The sequence below is a fragment of the Burkholderia savannae genome, assembly GCF_001524445.2.
Lineage (GTDB): Bacteria > Pseudomonadota > Gammaproteobacteria > Burkholderiales > Burkholderiaceae > Burkholderia > Burkholderia savannae.
This window is the reverse complement of the sequence record NZ_CP013417.1, coordinates 2,890,440-2,910,520: the sequence shown is the minus strand read 5'-3', so window position 1 is coordinate 2,910,520 and position 20,081 is coordinate 2,890,440. Positions and strand designations below refer to the sequence as shown.

The window sequence follows — 20,081 nt, the reverse complement described above, 5'->3', positions numbered from 1 at the left end:
GCGCGCAGCGCTTGCCCGAGATCGTCGGGGGCGTTGGTTAGTGGGCGCGCGTGTCGAGGCGCGTGGCGGGCGGCAGGCAGGCGGCCGGAGCGGCGCCCGCCGCGCGGGCCGCTCGGCGAGCGCCGAGGGGCGGGAAGCCCGATGGCTTGCGCCGCCGCGCTGGTTTCGCAGACGCCATTTCAAACGGCGTTTCGGGACTGATATAGGGCGATAAGAATGGCCGGCGCGTGCCGTTTAGAATCGGCAGATGGAATGACATCATTTAATACTCCTAATTGATAATCCGCATGAAGATTCTCAACCAAAAGATCAAAATGTCTCCCCATCCTCTCCGACCGCGTCAGGCGGTGCGCCGAAGGGTGAAGCTAGCGGGTGGCCTTGGAATATGAGTGTTTTTATCGATTTTCAGAATATCGAATCCGAAAATCAGAAACAGGGACGAAAGCGAATGAAATCCGCCTCTCTCTATTTCGGTGCGCATTAAGCGCACCGAAAGTCTAGGGGTTTTTGTGTGAATAGTGCAACCGAATAATCTTTCAATTTCCGATTTGGAACGAATGATAATCAAATATCTCGCATAACCTGTTGAGGGAAATGAATGGCGATGCCGTTTGGGAGGCCGGCGCGCCGCGCTCGCGCGACTGCCGGCCGCGGGACGAGGCGCACGCCGCGGGCATCGCGTCGTGGTCAGCGTTCGCCGTCCCTGAACGGATTGTGCTCGCGCAACTCGTCGACGTAGGCGTGAATCTGGTTCGCCTCCTGCGAGAGGAAGCGGCCCACCGCGTCGGCGAACGCCGGATGCGCGAGCCAGTGCGCGGAGCGCGTGACGGTCGGCATGAAGCCGCGCGCGAGCTTGTGCTCGCCTTGCGCGCCGCCTTCGAACGTGTCGAGCCGCTCGTCGATGCAGAATTCGAGCAACTGGTAGTACGCGGTTTCGAAATGCAGGCACGGCACGTGTTCGAGCGCGCCCCAGTAGCGGCCGTACAGCGTGCCGCCGCCCGACGCGTCGCGCTGGTAGACGGCGAGCGCGCTCGCGATCGGCCGGCCGTCGCGCTCGGCGATCACGAGCAGCAGGTTCTCCGGCATCGTCGCGCCGATCTCGCGGAAGAAATCGAGAGTCAGATACGGGCTCGAGAAGTGCTCGCGGTACGTCTGGCGGTAGCAGCGCGCGAAGAAACGCCAATCCGCGTCGGTCGCGTCCTCGCCGCGCACGCGCCGGAACGTGACGCCCGCTTGCGCGACCTTGCGGCGTTCCGCGCGGATGTTCTTGCGCTTCTTCTGCTCGAGCGTGCCGAGGAACGCGTCGAAATCGCGGTAGCCGTCGTTGAGCCAATGGAACTGCACGCCTTCGCGCAGCATCATCCCCATGTCGGCGAGCGTGCGCGCCTCGTCTTCGGTCGGAAACAGCACGTGCAGCGAAGACACCTCGCTCTGCTCGGCGAGCGCGACGAGCGTCGCGGCGAGCCGGCGGCGCGCGTCGTCGTCGACGGCGAGGAGCCGGCTGCCCTGCACGGGCGTGAACGGCACCGCGCACAGCAGCTTCGGGTAATACGGCAGCTCGTTGCGCTGGTATGCGTCGGCCCACGCCCAGTCGAACACGTATTCGCCATACGAATGGCGCTTCGCATAGACGGGCGCGGCCGCGACGAGCGCGCCCGTCGCGGCGTCCGCGAGCGTGACGAAGCGCGGCGTCCAGCCGGTGTCGTCGACCGCGCAGCCCGCGCGGTGCAGCGCGCTCAGGAAGGCGTGTTTCAGAAAGGGTGTCGGGCGCGGCGCGCGCGCGACGAGCGCGTCCCACTCCGCGGCGCTTGCGTCGAGCGGAGACGACAGGATGCCCATGCGATAATCGCAGCGTTCGTGTTTCAACGATCCGAATCCGTTTCTTTAGTGGCCGGTTGTACCTGTCAGTACCCGTTCGTACCCGTTTGCACCGTCGGCCAGGCGCGCTGTCGCGCCGGCCGGCCGTGCGTTTGATCAAAGCTGTTCGCGCCGCGGCCCGAGGAGGCCGCGCTGATCCCGTGATGAAGACGACCCGTATCGCACTTGCCCAACTCAACGTCACCGTCGGCGATTTCGCCGGCAACGTCGCCAAGATCGTCGCCGCCGCACGCGCCGCGCACGACGCCGGCGCGCAGCTTCTGATCGCGCCGGAACTCGCGCTGTCGGGCTATCCGCCCGAGGATCTGCTGCTGCGTCCCGCGTTCTACGCGGCGTCCGACGCGGCGCTCGCCGCGCTCGCCGCGCAACTCGCGCCGCTCACGGGGCTCGCGGTGCTCGTCGGCCATCCGCTGCGCGGGACCGGCGCGGGCGCGCCAAGCGCCGATGGTAATGCAAACCGCGCGATCGAGCGCGGCGTCGCGCCCGTCGACACGTACAACGCGGCGTCGCTCATCGTCGGCGGCGAGATCGTCGGCACGTACCGGAAGCAGGATCTGCCGAACACCGAGGTGTTCGACGAGAAGCGCTACTTCGCGACCGACGCCGCGCCGTACGTGTTCGAGCTGAACGGTGTGAAGTTCGGCGTCGTGATCTGCGAGGACGTGTGGCACGCGTCGGCCGCGCAGCTCGCGAAGGCCGCGGGCGCGCAGGTGCTGATCGTGCCGAACGGCTCGCCGTATCACATGAACAAGGAGGCGGTGCGCATCGACATCCTGCGCGCGCGGATTCGCGAGACGGGCCTGCCGATGGTCTACGTGAACCTCGTCGGCGGCCAGGACGAGCTCGTGTTCGACGGCGGCTCGTTCGTGCTCGACGGCGCGGGCGAGCTCGTCGCGAAGATGCCGCAGTTCGAGGAAGGCCACGCGATCGTCGAATTCGACGGCGCCCGGCCGCTGCCCGCGCGCATCGCGCCGGCGCTCTCGGTCGAGGCGCAGGTGTATCGCGCGCTCGTGCTCGGCGTGCGCGACTACATCGGCAAGAACGGTTTTCCGGGCGCGATCATCGGGCTGTCGGGCGGCGTCGATTCGGCGCTCGTGCTCGCGGTCGCGGTCGACGCGCTCGGCGCCGGGCGCGTGCGCGCGGTGATGATGCCGTCGCGCTACACGGCCGACATCTCGACGACCGACGCGGCGGACATGGCCAGGCGCGTCGGCGTGCGCTACGACGAGATCGCCATCGCGCCGATGTTCGACGCGTTCCGCGCGTCGCTCGCCGCCGAATTCGCGGGCCGCGCGGAAGATGCGACCGAGGAGAACATCCAGGCGCGCATTCGCGGCACGCTGCTGATGGCGCTGTCGAACAAGTTCGGCTCGATCGTGCTGACGACGGGCAACAAGAGCGAGATGGCAGTCGGCTACTGCACGCTGTACGGCGACATGGCGGGCGGCTTCGCGGTGATCAAGGACATCGCGAAGACGCTCGTCTACCGGCTCTGCCACTACCGCAACGCGGCGGCCGAGTACGGCAAGCCCGACATCATTCCCGAGCGAATCTTGACGCGCGCGCCGTCCGCGGAGCTGCGCGAGAATCAGACCGACCAGGACAGCCTGCCGCCGTACGACGTGCTCGACGCGATCATGCGGATGTACATGGAAGAGGACCGGCCGCTCGCGGACATCGTCGCGGCGGGCTATTCGGAGACGGACGTGAAGCGCGTCACGCGGCTCATCAAGATCAACGAGTACAAGCGCCGCCAGGCGCCTGTCGGCATTCGCGTCACGCATCGCGCGTTCGGGCGCGACTGGCGCTATCCGATCACGTCGCGCTTCACCGAGAGCATCGACTGACGCGGCGCGCGGCGTAGAATCGGCGGACGACTTTCATTCATTCGACGCAAGGGGCACATCATGAAACGCATCACCGCCATCATCAAGCCGTTCAAGCTGGACGAAGTGCGCGAGGCGCTCGCCGAAGTCGGCCTGACCGGGCTCACCGTGACGGAAGTGAAGGGCTTCGGCCGCCAGAAGGGGCACACGGAGCTCTATCGCGGCGCCGAGTACGTGGTCGACTTCCTGCCGAAGATGAAGATCGAAGTGGTCGTCGCGAACAATCTCGTCGATCAGGTGATCGACGCGGTGATCGGCGCGGCGCGCACCGGCAAGATCGGCGACGGCAAGATCTTCGTGTCGGATGTCGAGCGCGTGATCCGGATTCGCACGGGCGAGGAGAACGAAGCGGCCGTTTGACGCCCCGGATGCGCGCGGCCGCCGGTGCGGCGGGGCCGGGCGGCTTCGGCCGCGCGAGGTCGCCGCCGAGGAGTTCGCCCGCGCATCGCCCGCAGCGCCCACAGCGCCCATAACGCTTGCAACGCGCGCACGGTGTTCGACGCCGCGCCGCGCGGATATCGGCCGGCGCGCCGATCGCGCAACATACGCCGCGCAGCGCGCCATGCGCTTTCATGCGTATCCGCGCACGCGACACAAATAAAAAAAACGGTGCGACACCCCAAGGTATCGCACCGGTACGCGCCTCTCGCAGCAGCGTGAAAAGACTATCGGTTCGAATGATCCAGCGCGTGTGCTTAGAACAGGTGCTGGATGCCGGCGTACACGCCCGTCTGGTTGCCGCCGAACTTCGGGTTGCCCGTGGAGATGTCGGTGCCGGCCGGGTTCGCGTTCAGGCCGAAGTTCGCGGTCTTGCTGTTGCGCACCGTCGCGACCTGCACGTCGAGCAGCGTGCGCTTGGACAGGTTGTACGAGCCGCCGACCGTGTAGATGTTCGCGTTGCCGCCGCCGTGGTTCGCGTTCACGTGATAGACGGCCGCGATCAGCGCGGCGGCGGGCGTTGCCTGCCACGTCACGCCGCCCCAGACTTGCTGCGTCGTCGTGATGCCGTTGTTCACGGCCGGGCCGCCGTCCGCGTGCGATGCCTGGTACGCCGCCTGCAGCTTGAACTGGCCGAGGAACACGTTCACGCCGGCGAAGTATTCGCGCGAGTAGTTGAACACGTCGTCGAGCTTGCCGTTGGCCGGATCGCGCGCTTCGTCATAGAGGCCGCGGATCTGGAAGAGCGACGTCGTGTAGGTCAGTTGCAGGCCCGCGCTGCGGCCCTGGCTCGTCGAGCCGTTGCCGTTCCAGTTCGTCGCGTTCGACAACGCGTATTGGCCGTAGACGTCGAAGCCGTAGAGCTTCGGCGATTGATACGAAATGTTGTTGCTGGTCTTGTTCCAGTTGCGGCCGCGCACGAGCGACGCCGTCGACCACGACGACTGCCCGAACGGGTCGAAGTCCCACACGCCGTTCGCGATCGCGAGCTCGCGGCCGAGCAGCAGGGTACCGTATGCGTCGTTGGAGATGCCGATCGTCGCCCAGCGATTCCAGAGGCTGCCGCCGCCCGGGCCGTTGCCGTTCATCGTGTCGAAGCTGCCTTCGAGCTGGAACACGATCTTGTTGCCGCCGCCGATGTCCTCGGAGCCCTTCAAGCCCCACAGGCTCGTGCCCCAGTCGCCGCTTTCCGCGCGCCAGCGGCTCGTGCTGCCGCCGTTCGCGCTCGGCAGGCCGTTCATGTATTCGATGCCGGCGTCCAGACGGCCGTACAGCGTCACGCTGCTTTGAGCGTGAGCCGCCACTCCGGCAGTCGCCAGTACTGCCGCGAGCATAGCTTTCTTCATCATCTCCTCCATACCCTGTCAAAAAGTCAACCCAGAACTGCGCAACCTGTCCGGCTTTGCGTGCCGGACAAAATGGGGTAACCAGAGAGACCGCGTGCAGGCCGGATGGGCGACGCACTTGAGCGAAGCGAACGGGAGTGCCGTTTTGCGGGCCCGTGCGGCCGATTGGCCTTGCCGGGGTCTCCTGTTGTCATGAAGTCAAACTACATTTCATGACTTTCGTTTTGCTACTTTGGTTACTAATTTAGCAAAAATACACTTTTGTGGCGACGAAAATCGTTGTTTGACTAGCACGTGTCGCCAAATCGCCATATATGTGTGCGCGGCACCGCCGGACGACTTTCGTCAACGCGGCCGAATCCCTTGCCCGTCAAGGCACGCACGGAATCCGGGGGCATGGGTCAAGGATTGCCACTATTGACGCTGGAAATTCGTGCGGTTAAAAGCGCCGGCGCCGATTGCGTCAGGAATCCGTAATGAAAACGCGGCTGGCGGACCGGGCGCGCGGCCGCCGTTTCGCCGTTTCGCCGTTTGCGACGCGGCGCACGGCGGAGCCGGCGTCAGCGTGCGCGAGCGGTCGATGCGCCCGCGATCCGTTTCTACGAGGGAATCGGCGCGAGCGCGCAGAGCGAGTGGGTGCGTTACCGGCTCGCGGGCGACGCGCTGCGCGCGTTCGCGAGCGAAGCGCCCGCGGATGCCGCGAAAGAGTTCGAGCCGGATGCGGCGTGACGAGACGGTGGCGCGGGCGGGGCGTGCGCCGCACGGCGCGCCTGCTCGGCGGCTTACTTGAGGCTGCCCGACAGGAACTGCCTCAGGCGCTCGCTCTTCGTGTTGCCGAACACGTCGGCGGGCGCGCCTTCTTCCTCGACCCGCCCCTGGTGCAGGAACATCACGTGGTTCGACACGTTGCGCGCGAAGCCCATCTCGTGCGTGACGACGATCATCGTGCGCCCTTCCTCCGCGAGCTTTTGCATCACCTTGAGCACTTCGCCGACGAGCTCCGGGTCGAGCGCCGACGTCGGCTCGTCGAACAGCATCACGTCCGGATGCATCGCGAGCGCGCGCGCAATTGCGACGCGCTGCTGCTGACCGCCCGACAGATGCGACGGATACTGCTTTTCCACGCGCGGCGCGAGGCCCACCTTCTCCAGATATTCGCGCGCGCGCTCCTCGGCCTCGCGCTTCGGAAGGCCGAGCACGTGCACCGGCGCCTCCATCACGTTCTCGAGCACGTTCATGTGCGCCCACAGGTTGAAGTGCTGGAACACCATCGCGAGCTTCGTGCGCACGCGCTGCAGTTGCTTCGAATCGGCCGCCTTGAGCGCGCCCGTCTTGTCCTGCGCGGTGCGCACCTCCTCGCCGTCGACGAAGATGCGGCCGGCATTGGGCTGCTCGAGGAAGTTGATGCAGCGAAGCATCGTGCTCTTGCCCGAACCGGACGAACCGATCACGCTGATCACGTCGCCCGCGTTCGCGCGCAGCGAGACGCCCTTCAAAACTTCGTTGTTGCCGTAGCGCTTGTGGAGATCGTCGACGAAGAGCTTGTGCATCTGGGTGTTTATCTGAGGCATGTCCGGGCGAAACTCATTTGCCTTGCGGGCGCAGGTATGCGAGCCAGCGACGCTCGGCGCGGCGGAACAGCCACACGAGCGTAAACGAGATCGCGAGGTAGAGAAGGGCGGCGATGCCGAATGCGTGGAACGACATGTAGGTCGCCGAATTGACGTCGCGCGCGATCTTCAGGATGTCGGGCACGGTCGCCGTGAACGCGACCGTCGTCGCGTGCAGCATCAGGATCACTTCGTTGCTGTAGAGCGGCAGCGCGCGGCGCAGCGCCGACGGCAGCACGATCCGCCGATACAGCGTGAACGTCGACATCCCGTACGCGCGCGCCGCCTCGATCTCGCCGTACGAGGTCGACTTGATCGCGCCCGCGAAGATCTCGGTCGTGTACGCGCAGGTGTTCAGCGTGAATGCGAGCAGCGTGCAGTTCATGCCGTCGCGGAAGAACGCGTCGAGCATCGGCGTGCCGCGCACGGCCTGCAGGCTGTAGAGGCCCGTGTAGCAGAGCAGCAGCTGCACGTAGAGCGGCGTGCCGCGAAACACGTACGTATAGAGCCACACGGCGCCGGAAAGCCACTTCTTCCTCGACACGCGCGCGACCGCGAGCGGCACGGACAGGCAGAAGCCGATTCCGATCGACACGACGAGCAGCCACAGCGTGATCGCAAGGCCGGTGAAGCGATACCCGTCGGTATACAGGTAATTGCGCCAGTATTCTTGGATCAGTTCGATCATAGGTCAGCCTTGCGTACGCCTGTCGAATAGCGCTTCTCGAGCCACATCAGCACGAAGTTCGAGATCGTCGTGATCGCGAGGTAGATCGCGCCCGCGAGCAACGTGAAGAAGAAGAAACGCAGCGTGCCCTTGCCCGCGTCCTGCGACGCCTTCACGACGTCGGCGAGGCCGATGATCGACACGAGCGCCGTCGACTTCACGAGCACTTGCCAGTTGTTGCCGATGCCGGGCAGCGCGAAGCGCATCATCTGCGGGAACATGATTCGCGTGAACACCTGCCAGTTCGTCATTCCGTACGCGCTGCCCGCCTCGAGCTGGCCGCGCGGCACCGCGAGGAATGCGCCGCGGAACGTCTCGGTGAAGTACGCGCCGTAGATGAAGCCGAGCACGAGCACGCCGGCCGCGAACGGATCGATGTCGATTTGATCCCAGTTCATCAGATCGGTGAACTGATTCAGCCAGATCTGCAGGCTGTAGAAGAGCAGCAGCATCAGCACGAGGTCCGGCACGCCGCGGATGAGCGTCGTGTAGAGCGTGCCGATTCCGCTCGACAGGCGGTTCTTCGACAGTTTCGCCGCCGCGCCGACGAGGCCGAGCAGGAACGACAGCGCGAGCGACAGCACCGCGAGCTTGACGGTTTGCCAGGTGCCGGAGAGGATCAGCGGGCCGTAGCCTTGAAGAAACATATGAAGTCCTTGACGGTGCGTCGTGCGCGCCGCGAAAGACGCGGCTCGCGTGTTGCGCGAGACGCCCCGTGCGTGTCATCGCCGTTCCGCTTTCGCGGATCGCGCCGTCGCGCCCGCGATCGGCGGGGCGGCGGCGCTTCACGGCGCGTGGTGTCGACCGCTGGTGCTGCGCGGGCCGCGCGCCGGTCGCTCGGCGCGGCCCGCTCGGCGCTCATTTCGCCGAATAGATGCTGTACGGGAAGTACTTGTGCGACAGCTTGTCGTACGTGCCGTCCTTGTGCATCGACGCGAGCGCGCGGTTGATCGCGTCCTTCAGGTCCGCATCCTCCTTGCGCAGGCCCATCGCGGTGCCGTCGCCGAGCGTCTTCGGGTCCTTCGCGGCCGCGCCCGCCCACGCGAAGCCCTTGCCGCGCGGCGTGCGCAGGAAGCCGTAGTCGGCCTGCAGCTCGTCTTGCAGCGTCGCGTCGAGGCGGCCGGAGCCGAGATCGGCGTACACCTGATCCTGGTTCTGGTACGACACGATGGTCACGCCCTTCGGCTCCCAGTGCGTCTTGGCGAACGTCTCCTGGGTCGAGCCCTGCTCGACGCCGACGCGCTTGCCCTTCAGCGATTCGACGCTCGGCTGAAGCGGCGAGCCCGCCTTCGCGATCATTCGCGCGGGCGCGTCGTACAGCTTGTCGGAGAAATCGATCTGTTCGCGGCGCTTGTCGGTGACGGTCAGCGACGACACGATCACGTCGAATTTCTTCGCCTTCAGCGCGGGGATGATTCCGTCGAGATCCTGCGGCGTCCACACGCACTTCGCATTGATCCGCTTGCAGACTTCCTTCGCGAGATCGACGTCGAATCCGACGATCTCGCCGCTCGGCGCGGTCGATTCGAACGGCGGATAGCTGGCGTCGACGCCGATCCGCACGGTCTTCCATTCCTTCGCGAAGGCGCCGCCCGCCGCGAGGGCGAGGGCCGCGCACAAGGCGAGCTTCTTCATGTCGTTCCTCTTCCTGACTTCCCCGGCCGCGCGGCCGGACGCGTCCGGGCATGCGCGCGCCGGGCGTATTCTAAGGCGGCCAAAATTCGCGTTCGTCGACCTCGGCGCGCCTCGAAAGGGGGCGCAGCGCCGTCGACGGCGGCCAAAAGCGCGGTATTTTACCCGAACGCCGGCCGCGGCCTAGAACAAACGATGCGCGCGTTTCGCCGGGCGCGCGTTTCGCCCGGCCGCACGCGAGCGCGAAGGGCGGCGCGCCGGGAATCGTTCGGACGATTGCATGGATCGCCGCAACGATCCGGTGCAACCGTGCAGGATTGTTGCATGCGCGTGCGACCCCTACATTCGAGGCTGTCGACATTTCTCAATGGGAGGCGTCATGTTTCAGATCCGCCGCGCGGGCGATCGCGGCCACGCCAATCATGGCTGGCTCGATAGCCATCACAGCTTTTCGTTCGCCGACTATCGCGATCCCGAGCACGTGCACTTCGGCGCGCTGCGCGTGCTGAACGACGACCGCATCGCGCCGACGCGCGGCTTCGGCATGCATCCGCATCGCGACATGGAGATCGTCACGTACGTGCTCGACGGCGCGCTCGCGCACCGCGACAGCATGGGCAACGGCTCGATCATCCGCGCGGGCGACGTGCAGCGGATGAGCGCGGGCACGGGGATCGTGCACAGCGAATACAACGCGTCGCGGGAGGCGCCGCTGCATCTGCTGCAGATCTGGCTGCTGCCGACCGAGCGGGGCGGCCGGCCCGGCTATCAGGAGGTGCGCTTCGCCGACGCGGACAAGCGCGGCCGGCTGCGGCTCGTCGCGTCGCCGGACGGGCGCGACGGATCGGTGTCGATGCGCGCGGACGCGTCGATCTATGCGGGCCTGATCGACGGCGACGAGCGCGCCGAGTTCGCGGTGCCGGGCGGGCGGCGCGTGTATGTGCACGTCGCGCGCGGCGGCGTGACGGTGAACGGCAACGCGCTCGAGGCGGGCGATGGTGCGCGCATCGCCGACGTCGAGGCCGTCGTGTTCGAGCGCGGCGAGCGCGCGGAGGTGCTGCTGTTCGATCTCGCGTGATGCGGCCGGCGGCGGACGATGCGCCTGCCGAATGCGGGCGGGGCGGCGGATGTCGAAGGTCGAAAGTCGAAAGTCGAAAGTCGAAAGTCGAAAGTCGGACACTGACACGGACACGAAGCCGAAAAGGTCGAGGAGCGAAGTCGCTCGGCATGGAAAGGCGCGACGCGCTGGAGGTCGAAGTGCGAAGCGGTTGACGCGCCTTGGGCCGAAGCGCGAGGAAGCCGGAACGCGGCGAGGGTGGCGCGGCAAGAGGGCGGGCCGCGCCGATGTGAAAACGCCGCGAGCGGGCGAGAGCCGGTCGCGGCGTTCGTACCGGCGGCGGCCCGCGGCGAGGGCAATTCGGCCGGGCTGATGCGGCCGACGACACGAGACCGCGCGACGAGACCGTGCGCAGGACGCGCGCCGAACGACGGGACAACGGGCGAAGTCGATCGGGCGCGCAGCGGTTTCGCGAAGCCGGGGCCGCACCCAGGGGCGGCGGATCATGCGGGGCTGACTTGGCGGATCGGGCGCGCGGGCGTGCCGGACGCGACGTTGCGGCGCATCGCATGCGCCGATCGACGTCCGGCTCGGGCGGCGGGCGCGGCCCGAGACGAGAAGTGACGCAATGTCGCGCACCGCTCCGCGCCATACCGCGCCGCATCGCTCCGCACCGCTCCGTACCGCTCCGTACCGCTCCGTACCGCGCGGCACCGCGCGGCATCGCACCGCCGCACCGCATTGACGCGCCTCCCGCGACGGCGGCTACCCGATCGCGTCGCCGGGCGCGTCCGCGCGGCCCGTCTTCACTGCTGCGGCGCGGGCGCCGATGCGCCCTTCGCCGCGCGGCGCTGCTCCCAGCGCTCCTTCATCTTCGCGCGCCGCTCGTCCATCTTCGCGAAATGCTGCTTGATCGCCGTGCTGACGGTCGCCTTCTGCTGGTCGTTCAGGCCGTTGTAGAACGCGAGCCACGCGGACGCCGTTTGCTCGCGCAACTGCGCGTTCTGCTGCTCGGCCTGCTGGCGCGCCGCGTGCAGCGCGTTCAGGTCGAGGATCGGCTGGCTCTGCTGGGCCTGGAACTGCTGGCGCAGCGCGTCGTGGCTCTTGCGCATCGCCTCGCGGTTCTGTTTCGCCGTGTTGACGGCGGCCTGCCATTGCTGCTCCTGCGCGGCGCTCAGGTTCAGCTTGTCGTGGATGCGCTTCATCATCATGAACGGGCCGCCGTCCATGTGATGATGCTCGCCCGGACCGCCCGGCGGCGGCATGTCGGGCGGCGCGGCGTGCGAGACGGCGCTGAACGACAGGGCGAGCACGGCGGCGGCGATGGCCAGGCGGGAAGTCTTCTTATACATTGAGCAACTCCTGTATTGAAAAGTCCGGTGCTGCGGCCGGCTCGGCGGTGGGGCGGTCGCGCCTCGCCGTCTGTCGGCGTATCCGGTAAGGCGCAGCGTATCCAAGCGCCGCCGCCGCCGTGTTACGTGCGCCGCGGCCGCGATTACCGCGCATTACACTTTGCTTGCGCGGTAATCCGCAGTAACCCTTTCAGGGATTTGTTTCGCTCAGCCCCGACAACCCGCACGGTAAACTTCACGCCATGACTACTCAGATCCTCATCGTCGACGACGACCAAGAATTGCGCGACCTGCTGCGCGACTACCTCGTGCGGCAAGGCATCGAGGTGTCGGTGCTGCACGACGCCGCTTCGCTCGAAAAGCGCCTCGAACGCGAGCGCCCCGATCTCATCGTGCTCGACCTGATGATGCCGGGCGTCGACGGCCTGACCGCGCTGCGCCAGCTGCGCGCGGCGGGCGACGACATTCCCGTGATCATGCTGACCGCGCGCGCGGACGACGTCGACCGCATCGTCGGCCTCGAGCTCGGCGCGGACGATTACCTGGGCAAGCCGTTCAACCCGCGCGAGCTGCTCGCGCGCGCACAGGCGGTGCTGCGCCGCCGCCGCGCGACGCCGTCGGCGGCCGCGCCCGAGCAGCGCGAGCCGTACGCGTTCGGCCGCTTCGTGCTCGATTTCCAGGCGCGCACGCTGTCGGTGGACGGCAAGCCGGCGACGTTGTCGAGCAGCGAATTCGCGCTGCTGAAGATTTTCGTCAATCATGCGCTGCGCACGCTCACCCGCGAGCGCCTGCTCGAGCTGCTGCACGGCCCCGAATACGACGGCACCGACCGCGGGATCGACGTGCAGGTGTGGCGTCTGCGCCGGATTCTCGAAACGGACCCGTCGACGCCGCGTTTCATCCAGACGGTGCGCGGACGCGGCTACGTGTTCGTGCCGAACGGCGAGGCTCATGCGCAAACCCATTGATTCGCTGTTCGGGCGGCTTGCGCTCCTCGTCGTCTGCGTGCTGCTGCTGTCGCATTTCGCGTGGTATTTCGCGATCCGGCTCGAGCGCAATCAGTTTCAGACGCGCTACGCGGTCGAGGAGGCGGCGTTCCTCGTCGACGCGGTGCGCCAGCACGCGGAGCGCTCGCCCGACCAGCCGCTGCCGTCGCGCGTGCGGCTCGTCGCGCCGGGCAGCGGCGACGTGCCGGACGCGAAGCAGGATCTGCCGCCGCCGCTCAGGCGCTTCGCCGACGATCTGCGCGACCGCTTGCCGTCCGGCACGCAGGTGCGCATCGGCAAGCCGGGCCATCCGCCCGTGCTGTGGGTGAAGCAGCCGACCGACCGCGACTGGATCGTCGTGCCGGTGCAACCGCTGCGGCCGTCGCGCTCGCTCGACCGGATGGTGATCTGGCTCGTGATGATCTTCTCGGCCGCGGTGATGGCGGCGCTCTTCGCCGCGTGGCAGCTGCAGCAGCCGCTCAGCTCGCTCGCGCGCGCGGTCGCGCGCTTCGGCCGCGGGATGGCGGTGCCGCCGCTGCCCGAGCGGGGGCCTCGCGAGTTGCGCCAGCTCACGCACGGCTTCAACCAGATGGTTCAGCAGGTGTCGCGCGCGGAGAACGATCGCGCGGTGATGCTCGCCGGCGTCGCGCACGATCTGCGCACGCCGCTCGCGCGGATGCGGCTGCGCGCCGAGATGATGGACGACGCGCGGCTGCGCGACGGCGTCGTGCGCGACGTCGACTCGATGACGCACATCGTCGATCAGTTCCTCGTGTTCGCGCACGGCGACGCCGACCGCAGCGAGCCCGTGTCGGTCGATCAGGCGTGCGCGCGGATCGCGCGCACGTACCGCGCGGTGTCGCCGAACGCGCCCACCGTGCGCACCGAGCTCGCGGCGGGGTCGGGCTTCCGCCTGCCGACGGCGACGCTCGACCGGGTGCTGTCGAACCTGCTCGACAACGCGCACGCGTACGGCGCGCCGCCCGTCGTGATCGCGACCGCGCGCACCGCGGCGGGTTACACGCTGACGGTCAGCGACCACGGCAAGGGCATCGCGCCGCGCGATCTGGCGGACGCGACGCGCCCGTTCGTGCGGCTCGATCCGGCGCGCGGCGGCAACGGCCACAGCGGCCTCGGGCTCGCGATCGTCGAGCGGCTCGTGCAGCGCACGGGCGGCGCATGCGAGATCGGGAACCGGGAAGAAGGGGGCTTGCGGGTGGCGATGTCGTTTCCGTTCGACGTCGTGCCGAAGGTCGAACCGCAGGCGGAGGCGTCCTGACGCGCCGCCGCGCGGGAGCCGCGGCGCCCGGCGCGATCGCGCCGGACGGCCGCGGGCGGCCGGTCACTCGCCGAAGAGCGTGCTGAGCGTCTCGGCGGCGTTGCTGTCGATCGTGTTGTAGGTGACGCTCGTCGCCTCGAAGATGTAGAGCGTCGTGTACTTGCCGACACGCTCGAGGATGTCCTCCTGCAGCGTCTCGGGCACGATGTTCATGTTCAGATACCAGGCCGTCGACGACAGCCGCGTCTGGAACGAGCCATATTCCTGCATCAGTTGATCGAACGCATCGGCGTCCTGGTCCCGGCACACGATAACCAGATTTCCTGCCATTCACTCCTCCTGATTGACCATCGGTCCCGCTTGGGGCTAATACCGATCATACCCGCTTCGGCGTGTCCGTTCGTCGACGAAAGCCTCGCTTGGCGGGCGCGCGCGTCGCGCGGGCGCTCGGGCGGGTTCACGGCAGGGCCGGATCGCGGCATAATTCGACGTTGCGGCGCAGCAGCGGCCAGCCGGCGCACCGCCACCCCTCGCAGATTCGCCCGCCGCCCGCCCGTTCCGGGCCCGATGCGCTCGCGGCCGGGCGGGGTTTCCACAGTTCGTCGTCCGGAAGGTTGTGCCTGAAATACAGGATGTAGTAGTGTCGTGCCGTCGCGTGCGGGCGGGTGCCGCGTCGCGAATGGAAACGGCGGGAAATCGGCGTGTCGGGGTGCCGTGCGGCCGTTTCTGCAGTTAAAACGAATTACCGTGTACGTGCGCCTTGCCATGAGTCACATTCGCTTTCTGGCTTTATTTTTCGATTCGCACGGCTTTGCCGGGGAGGGCGCCTGATGGATCTCGGATTCTTCAATCCGAATCGGACCGCCAACGCATCCGCGTGGCGCGTCCTGCCGAACCGCTGGGACTTCGTCGCGTTCCCGCTCATCATCTGCGTGATCGCGATGGCCGCGATCGGTTTTCACGAGACGCTTGCGCCGTTCGCGACGCTCAATACGCAGAAGATCTCGCTCGATCCCTCGAACCTGCCCGAGTACGCGATGCGCACGACGCTGCGCATGCTGGCGGCGATGATGGCGTCGCTCGTCTTCACGCTCGTCTACGGCACGCTCGCCGCGAAGAGCCGCCGGGCCGGCATGGTGCTCATTCCGATCCTCGACATCCTGCAGTCGGTGCCGGTGCTGGGCTACATCTCGTTTACGGTGACCTTCTTCATCGCGCTGTTTCCGGGCCGGGTGCTCGGCGCCGAGCTCGCCGCGATCTTCGCGATCTTCACGAGCCAGGCGTGGAACATGACGTTCAGCTTCTATCAGTCGCTGCGCACGGTGCCGCGCGATCTCGACGAAGTGTCGCGCGGCTTCCACCTGACGTCGTGGCAGCGCTTCTGGAAGCTCGAAGTGCCGTTCTCGATGCCGGGCCTCATCTGGAACATGATGATGTCGATGTCGGGCGGCTGGTTCTTCGTCGTCGCGTCCGAGGCGATCACCGTCGGCAACAACACGATCACGCTGCCGGGCATCGGCGCTTATCTCGCGCAGGCGATCGCCGACAAGAACCTCGGGGCGGTCGGCTGGGTGATTCTCGCGATGACGGTCGTGATCATCGCGTACGATCAGTTGCTGTTCCGGCCGCTCGTCGCATGGGCGGACAAGTTCCGGATGGAGACGACGAGCTCGGGCAACGCGCCGGAGTCGTGGTTCCTCGACCTCGTGCGCCGCACGCGCCTCATTCATCAGCTGCTCGTGCCGGCCGGCTGGTTCCTGGCGAAGACCGCGCGGCTGTCGTTTCGCCTGCCGTCTTTCGACGCCGTGCGTTTCGCGACGCCCAAGATCGACAAGCAGGCGTCGCGCGTCGCGGACTTCGGCTGGGCGATCCTCGTGCTCGCGGGCACCGCGTACGTGATGTGGCGCGTCGTCGCCTACGTGCAGACGGGCGTGTCGCTCGCCGAAGTCGGCCACGTGTTCGTGCTGGGTTTCATCACGCTGCTGCGGGTGTTGCTGCTCATCGTGATCGCATCGCTGGTCTGGGTGCCGATCGGCGTGTGGATCGGCCTGCGGCCCGCGATCGCCGAGAAGGTGCAGCCGCTCGCGCAGTTTCTCGCGGCGTTCCCGGCGAACCTGCTGTTCCCGGTGTTCGTGATCGTAATCGTGCGTTTCCACCTGAACGCGGACATCTGGCTGTCGCCGCTCATCGTGCTCGGCACCCAGTGGTATATCCTGTTCAACGTGATCGCGGGCGCGACCGCCTATCCGAACGACTACCGCGAAGCGGCCACCAATTTCCGCATCCGCGGCTGGCAATGGTGGCGGCAGGCGATCCTGCCCGGCATCTTCCCGTACTACGTGACGGGCGCGATCACCGCGTCGGGCGGCGCGTGGAACGCGAGCATCGTGTCGGAGCTCGTCCAGTGGGGCGACACCAAGATCCAGGCGCACGGCCTCGGCGCGTACATCGCGCAGACGACGGCCGCGGGCGACTATCCGAAGATCATCATGGGCATCGCCGTGATGTCCCTGTTCGTCACCCTGTTCAACCGCCTGTTGTGGCGTCCGCTGTACGCGTACGCCGAAGCGAAGCTGCGTCTCGATTGAGACTGATGTCAGCCGATTGAGACCGACCGAGAGCGAAACGCGATGCAAAACCCGAATGCTGTAAATGCACCCGTCCAGACGCCGCCCGCGCCGCCGCGGGGCAGCGAAGAAATCCTGCGCGTCGAGAACGTGAGCCGCGGCTTCAACAAGACGCAGGGCGAGCTGCTCGTGCTCGACGGCGCGAACCTGTCGCTGCGCGAAGGCGAGATCGTCGGGCTGCTCGGCCGCTCGGGCTCCGGCAAATCGACGCTGCTGCGCATCATCGCCGGGCTGATCGAGCCGACGGGCGGCGATGTCACCTATCTCGGCAAGCCGCTCAACGGCCCGGCCGAGGGCGTCGCGATGGTGTTCCAGACGTTTGCGCTGTTTCCGTGGCTCACGGTGCTGCAGAACGTGGAGGCGGGCCTCGAGGCGCTCGGCGTCGGCGCGCGCGAGCGGCGCGAGCGCGCGCTCGCCGCGATCGACCTGATCGGTCTCGACGGCTTCGAGAACGCGTATCCGCGCGAGCTGTCGGGCGGCATGCGCCAGCGCGTCGGCTTCGCGCGCGCGCTCGTCGTCGATCCGACGCTGCTGCTGATGGACGAGCCGTTCTCGGCGCTCGACGTGCTGACGGCCGAGACGCTGCGCACCGACCTGCTCGATCTGTGGACGCAGGGCCGCATGCCGATCAAGTCGGTGCTGATCGTCACGCACAACATCGAGGAAGCGGTGTTCATGTGCGACCGGATTCTCGTGCTGTCGTCGAATCCGGGCCGCGTGATCGCCGAGATCAAGGTGCCGTTCAAGCATCCGCGCAACCGGCTCGACCCCGCGTTCCGCCGGCTCGTCGACGACATCTACGCGAAGATGACTGCGCGCCAGGTCGGCGAAGCGACGAAGAAGGGGCTCGAGCTCGGCAGCTGGCTGCCGCAGGTGTCGACGAACCTGATGGCGGGCCTCATCGAGACGCTCGCCGCGCCGCCGTATCACGGCCGCGCGGACATGCCGGAAATCGCGCGCACGCTGCATCTCGAGGTCGACGATCTGTTCCCGATCGCCGAAGTGCTGCAGTACCTCGGCTTCGCCGACGTGCGCGAGGGCGACGTGTTCCTGACGCCGCCGGGGCGCGTGTTCGCCGAGTTCGGCACGCAGGAGCGCAAGATGATGTTCGCCGAGCATTTGCTGCGCCACGTGCCGCTCGCCGCGCGGATCAAGAAGGTGCTGAACGAGCGCCCGGGGCACCGCGCGCCGCGCGTGCGCTTCGAGCAGGAGCTCGAGGATTTCCTGTCCGACGGCGCGGCCGAGGAGACGCTCGACGCGGTGATCGACTGGGGCCGGTACGGCGAGATCTTCTCGTACAACGATCAGACCGAGATCTTCAGTCTCGAGGACGTCGAGTCCTGAGCGGCGGCGGGCCGCTTGCGGCCCGTGCGGGACGAGCGGCGGCGCGGACGGGAGAGCCGCTTGCGCTTGCCGCGGCTGCTTGATGCGTTGCCGCCTTATGCGTCGGCACCTCATGCGTTGCCGCCGGGATGCGCTGCGCACGGGCGCAAGCGCGTTGGCTTCGTTTGCGTGCCGCCGTTGCGCCTCGTGCTTTCCGCGGAAGAGGGCGAGGCGCGCATCGCTGGCGCCGTCTCGCCGCCGAATTCGCGCGGCCCTGTCGTGGCGTAAGGCTGGCGAGTAAGGCCGGCGTGGAGCGCGGCCGGGCTTATCAGGCAGCCGCAACCGGCTCGCGGCGTCCGCGTCGCATCACTGCAGATTGCCCCAGCGCTCGACGGCCGGCTCCGCCGACGCCCATTGCCAGCCGTGCGCATCCTGGCACGCGTTCGCCAGATACCAGTCGGCGCGCGCGCCGTCCTTCACCGAAAACGCGAATTCCTTGCAGAGCGCGAGCGGCGTCTGGAACGCGCGCGTCACGCGCACTTCGCCTTCGCCGTTCTCGAGCGGCACCTTGTTCTTCACTTGCCACGCGCGCGTCTCGCCGACGGCGAGTCCGCCCGCCGCCTGCGCGATCGCATCCTGCTGATTCTTGTGCAACTGCTTCATCGTGCGGTTGACGGCCTCGTCGGTCGCCGCCTGCACCGCGATGCCGACGCCGATGCCGACAGCCGGATTCGCGGTGACAAGGCCCGTCGCCGCGCCCGCGAGCGCGCCGCTCGCCGCGCCCACCGAGCCGCAGCCGGAGAGGCCGAGCGCGGCCGCGGCGAACGCGAGCGCCGCCGCGAGCGGCAGCGCCGCGCGCGCGCTCACGCTCATTGCAGCGCTCCCCAGCGGCCGGTCGCGGGCTCAGCGGACGCCCATTTCCACGTCGGGCCGTCCCGGCAGATCGTCGCGACATAGAAGCCCGATTGCGCGGGCTCGCTCTGCTTCGCATCGGTGTCGACCGAGAACACGATTTCCTTGCAGTCGAGCGGCCCGACGCTGATGAGCCGGCTCACAGTCACGCGGCCGTGCTCGTCGTCTTCGATCGGAAACGAGTGATGCGTCGACCAGGGCGCGACGCCGCCGACGTCGAGCGGCCCGGCGGCGGTGGCGATCTGCGCCTGCGAGTAGCGATGCGCGACGCGTTGCGTGTACTGGACGCCCGCTCGCGCGCCGGCGACGGCGCCAAGGCCGATACCGGTCGCGACGGCGGCGTTGTTGGTGACTTTTGACGCGATGGCCGCCCCGGCGATACCGGCGCCCGCCGTCGCGCCTTCGCTATAGAGCGAGTTGCAGCCTGAGAGCAGCGTCGAGAAGGCGGCTGCGCCGAGCGTGGCCGAGGCGACCCAGCGGCGCGCCGGCCGTGCGATGCGATGGTTCATCCCTGAATGCGGTCCTGTCTTCGTGCGCCGCGCGTTTCGCGTAGCGACCGTAGAGCGCCATTGTTCTGCAATTGTCCGACGAGAAATGCAAACAATTGACAAACGTTTGCCGCGCACGCGGAGCGCGCGCGAGCGGCAACATTGTGGTGCAAAGCGCCGGAGAGGGGTCGAATCGTTACAAATTGAATGTAATTGTTACCGTGAACCCTGCTCGACGATCCTAAACTAAACGGCTATGGACTGTTTCACCGACGGCCTTGCGCCGCTCCGATCATGAGACACCCTGCCATGCGCCGCTCCAAGCGCCCCGAGCATCGCGGGCGCGACGCCGGTACCGGCCCGTCGCGGCCGGTCAACGCCACGACCACTCCCGCGCCAGCCGGCTCCGCGCCGCACACGCCTTCGGACGGCGATCACAACCAAGGCGGCACGCGCCCGGAAGGGCTCGACTATCAGCGCGATCTCGGCTCGGAGCAGGACGCATGAGAACGTCCTTGTTACACATGCTTGCATTTTTAA

The 20,081-nt window shown here is 67.4% G+C and carries 18 protein-coding genes; 8 read left to right on the top strand and 10 right to left on the bottom strand.

Annotation, left to right across the window (positions count from 1 at the left end):
• Positions 1-687: 687 nt before the first annotated feature.
• Positions 688-1,866, bottom strand: a complete 1,179-nt coding sequence (locus WS78_RS14360) for a GNAT family N-acetyltransferase (RefSeq protein WP_038751730.1) — start codon at positions 1,864-1,866, stop codon at positions 688-690.
• Between the two features lie 155 nt (positions 1,867-2,021).
• Here WS78_RS14360 and WS78_RS14355 point away from each other — a divergent pair, with 155 nt between their 5' ends.
• A complete protein-coding gene (locus tag WS78_RS14355) occupies positions 2,022-3,725 on the top strand; it encodes an NAD+ synthase (protein ID WP_059574731.1) in 1,704 nt (567 codons plus the stop codon).
• A gap of 60 nt (positions 3,726-3,785) precedes the next feature.
• Complete coding sequence (locus WS78_RS14350) at positions 3,786-4,124, top strand: P-II family nitrogen regulator (RefSeq protein WP_004193987.1); 339 nt, start codon at positions 3,786-3,788, stop codon at positions 4,122-4,124.
• A gap of 335 nt (positions 4,125-4,459) precedes the next feature.
• Here WS78_RS14350 and WS78_RS14345 read toward each other — a convergent pair whose 3' ends face one another.
• The 5 genes from WS78_RS14345 to WS78_RS14320 form a co-directional block, all read right to left on the bottom strand.
• The gene (locus WS78_RS14345; protein ID WP_059574840.1) at positions 4,460-5,548 is read right to left on the bottom strand and encodes a porin; all 1,089 of its coding nucleotides are present in this window, start codon (positions 5,546-5,548) and stop codon (positions 4,460-4,462) included.
• Positions 5,549-6,330: 782 nt separating this feature from the next.
• Positions 6,331-7,098 carry an ABC transporter ATP-binding protein gene (locus WS78_RS14335; RefSeq protein ID WP_082717284.1) on the bottom strand — a complete coding sequence of 256 codons (768 nt, stop codon included), beginning with the start codon at positions 7,096-7,098 and terminating at the stop codon, positions 6,331-6,333.
• A 34-nt stretch (positions 7,099-7,132) separates the two neighbouring features.
• The gene (locus tag WS78_RS14330; protein ID WP_038753552.1) at positions 7,133-7,846 is read right to left on the bottom strand and encodes an ABC transporter permease; all 714 of its coding nucleotides are present in this window, start codon (positions 7,844-7,846) and stop codon (positions 7,133-7,135) included.
• Complete coding sequence (locus WS78_RS14325; RefSeq protein ID WP_038753554.1) at positions 7,843-8,532, bottom strand: ABC transporter permease; 690 nt, start codon at positions 8,530-8,532, stop codon at positions 7,843-7,845. Before WS78_RS14325 ends, WS78_RS14330 begins: the two co-directional genes overlap by 4 nt.
• A 211-nt stretch (positions 8,533-8,743) precedes the next feature.
• Positions 8,744-9,520, bottom strand: coding sequence for an ABC transporter substrate-binding protein (locus WS78_RS14320; protein ID WP_038753556.1), 777 nt, complete (start codon positions 9,518-9,520; stop codon positions 8,744-8,746).
• Positions 9,521-9,896: 376 nt separating this feature from the next.
• Here WS78_RS14320 and WS78_RS14310 point away from each other — a divergent pair, with 376 nt between their 5' ends.
• Complete coding sequence (locus tag WS78_RS14310; RefSeq protein WP_038753558.1) at positions 9,897-10,595, top strand: pirin family protein; 699 nt, start codon at positions 9,897-9,899, stop codon at positions 10,593-10,595.
• Between the two features lie 785 nt (positions 10,596-11,380).
• On the opposite strand, the gene WS78_RS14305 is transcribed toward WS78_RS14310, so the two are convergent.
• Complete coding sequence (locus WS78_RS14305) at positions 11,381-11,926, bottom strand: periplasmic heavy metal sensor (RefSeq protein WP_038753561.1); 546 nt, start codon at positions 11,924-11,926, stop codon at positions 11,381-11,383.
• A 242-nt stretch (positions 11,927-12,168) separates the two neighbouring features.
• Between WS78_RS14305 and WS78_RS14300 the strand changes: the two genes are divergently transcribed.
• Both WS78_RS14300 and WS78_RS14295 read left to right on the top strand, forming a co-directional pair.
• The gene (locus tag WS78_RS14300; RefSeq protein WP_010102282.1) at positions 12,169-12,894 is read left to right on the top strand and encodes a response regulator; all 726 of its coding nucleotides are present in this window, start codon (positions 12,169-12,171) and stop codon (positions 12,892-12,894) included.
• On the top strand, positions 12,878-14,191 hold the full coding sequence (locus WS78_RS14295) for an ATP-binding protein (protein ID WP_059574727.1): 1,314 nt from the start codon (positions 12,878-12,880) through the stop codon (positions 14,189-14,191). Before WS78_RS14300 ends, WS78_RS14295 begins: the two co-directional genes overlap by 17 nt.
• Positions 14,192-14,254: 63 nt before the next feature.
• On the opposite strand, the gene WS78_RS14290 is transcribed toward WS78_RS14295, so the two are convergent.
• Positions 14,255-14,521 (bottom strand): double-stranded DNA-specific endonuclease, encoded by a 267-nt coding sequence (locus WS78_RS14290; RefSeq protein WP_004198606.1) that lies wholly within the window; start codon positions 14,519-14,521, stop codon positions 14,255-14,257.
• 500 nt (positions 14,522-15,021) lie between these two features.
• Here WS78_RS14290 and WS78_RS14275 point away from each other — a divergent pair, with 500 nt between their 5' ends.
• Both WS78_RS14275 and WS78_RS14270 read left to right on the top strand, forming a co-directional pair.
• Positions 15,022-16,779 (top strand): ABC transporter permease, encoded by a 1,758-nt coding sequence (locus WS78_RS14275; RefSeq protein WP_059574725.1) that lies wholly within the window; start codon positions 15,022-15,024, stop codon positions 16,777-16,779.
• Positions 16,780-16,821: 42 nt separating this feature from the next.
• Positions 16,822-18,162 (top strand): ABC transporter ATP-binding protein, encoded by a 1,341-nt coding sequence (locus tag WS78_RS14270; RefSeq protein ID WP_038753568.1) that lies wholly within the window; start codon positions 16,822-16,824, stop codon positions 18,160-18,162.
• 345 nt (positions 18,163-18,507) lie between these two features.
• Here the strand turns inward: WS78_RS14270 and WS78_RS14265 are convergent, their stop codons facing one another.
• Both WS78_RS14265 and WS78_RS14260 read right to left on the bottom strand, forming a co-directional pair.
• Complete coding sequence (locus tag WS78_RS14265; RefSeq protein ID WP_038753574.1) at positions 18,508-19,014, bottom strand: hypothetical protein; 507 nt, start codon at positions 19,012-19,014, stop codon at positions 18,508-18,510.
• Positions 19,011-19,562, bottom strand: coding sequence for a hypothetical protein (locus WS78_RS14260; RefSeq protein WP_038753578.1), 552 nt, complete (start codon positions 19,560-19,562; stop codon positions 19,011-19,013). The genes WS78_RS14265 and WS78_RS14260 overlap by 4 nt, the downstream gene beginning before the upstream one ends.
• A 288-nt stretch (positions 19,563-19,850) precedes the next feature.
• On the opposite strand from WS78_RS14260, the gene WS78_RS14255 reads away from it, so the two are divergent.
• Positions 19,851-20,048: a hypothetical protein gene (locus tag WS78_RS14255; protein WP_038753581.1), complete on the top strand. Its 198-nt coding sequence runs from the start codon at positions 19,851-19,853 to the stop codon at positions 20,046-20,048.
• Positions 20,049-20,081 lie beyond the last annotated feature (33 nt).

Bases quoted from the DNA above. Each gene is read 5' to 3' on its own strand.
- WS78_RS14355 (WP_059574731.1), top strand. From the start codon at position 2,022: ATGAAGACGACCCGTATCGCACTTGCCCAACTCAACGTCACCGTCGGC.
- WS78_RS14350 (WP_004193987.1), top strand. From the start codon at position 3,786: ATGAAACGCATCACCGCCATCATCAAGCCGTTCAAGCTGGACGAAGTG.
- WS78_RS14345 (WP_059574840.1), bottom strand. From the start codon at position 5,548: ATGAAGAAAGCTATGCTCGCGGCAGTACTGGCGACTGCCGGAGTGGCG.
- WS78_RS14335 (WP_082717284.1), bottom strand. From the start codon at position 7,098: ATGCACAAGCTCTTCGTCGACGATCTCCACAAGCGCTACGGCAACAAC.
- WS78_RS14330 (WP_038753552.1), bottom strand. From the start codon at position 7,846: ATGATCGAACTGATCCAAGAATACTGGCGCAATTACCTGTATACCGAC.
- WS78_RS14325 (WP_038753554.1), bottom strand. From the start codon at position 8,532: ATGTTTCTTCAAGGCTACGGCCCGCTGATCCTCTCCGGCACCTGGCAA.
- WS78_RS14320 (WP_038753556.1), bottom strand. From the start codon at position 9,520: ATGAAGAAGCTCGCCTTGTGCGCGGCCCTCGCCCTCGCGGCGGGCGGC.
- WS78_RS14310 (WP_038753558.1), top strand. From the start codon at position 9,897: ATGTTTCAGATCCGCCGCGCGGGCGATCGCGGCCACGCCAATCATGGC.
- WS78_RS14305 (WP_038753561.1), bottom strand. From the start codon at position 11,926: ATGTATAAGAAGACTTCCCGCCTGGCCATCGCCGCCGCCGTGCTCGCC.
- WS78_RS14300 (WP_010102282.1), top strand. From the start codon at position 12,169: ATGACTACTCAGATCCTCATCGTCGACGACGACCAAGAATTGCGCGAC.
- WS78_RS14295 (WP_059574727.1), top strand. From the start codon at position 12,878: ATGCGCAAACCCATTGATTCGCTGTTCGGGCGGCTTGCGCTCCTCGTC.
- WS78_RS14290 (WP_004198606.1), bottom strand. From the start codon at position 14,521: ATGGCAGGAAATCTGGTTATCGTGTGCCGGGACCAGGACGCCGATGCG.
- WS78_RS14275 (WP_059574725.1), top strand. From the start codon at position 15,022: ATGGATCTCGGATTCTTCAATCCGAATCGGACCGCCAACGCATCCGCG.
- WS78_RS14270 (WP_038753568.1), top strand. From the start codon at position 16,822: ATGCAAAACCCGAATGCTGTAAATGCACCCGTCCAGACGCCGCCCGCG.
- WS78_RS14265 (WP_038753574.1), bottom strand. From the start codon at position 19,014: ATGAGCGTGAGCGCGCGCGCGGCGCTGCCGCTCGCGGCGGCGCTCGCG.
- WS78_RS14260 (WP_038753578.1), bottom strand. From the start codon at position 19,562: ATGAACCATCGCATCGCACGGCCGGCGCGCCGCTGGGTCGCCTCGGCC.
- WS78_RS14255 (WP_038753581.1), top strand. From the start codon at position 19,851: ATGCGCCGCTCCAAGCGCCCCGAGCATCGCGGGCGCGACGCCGGTACC.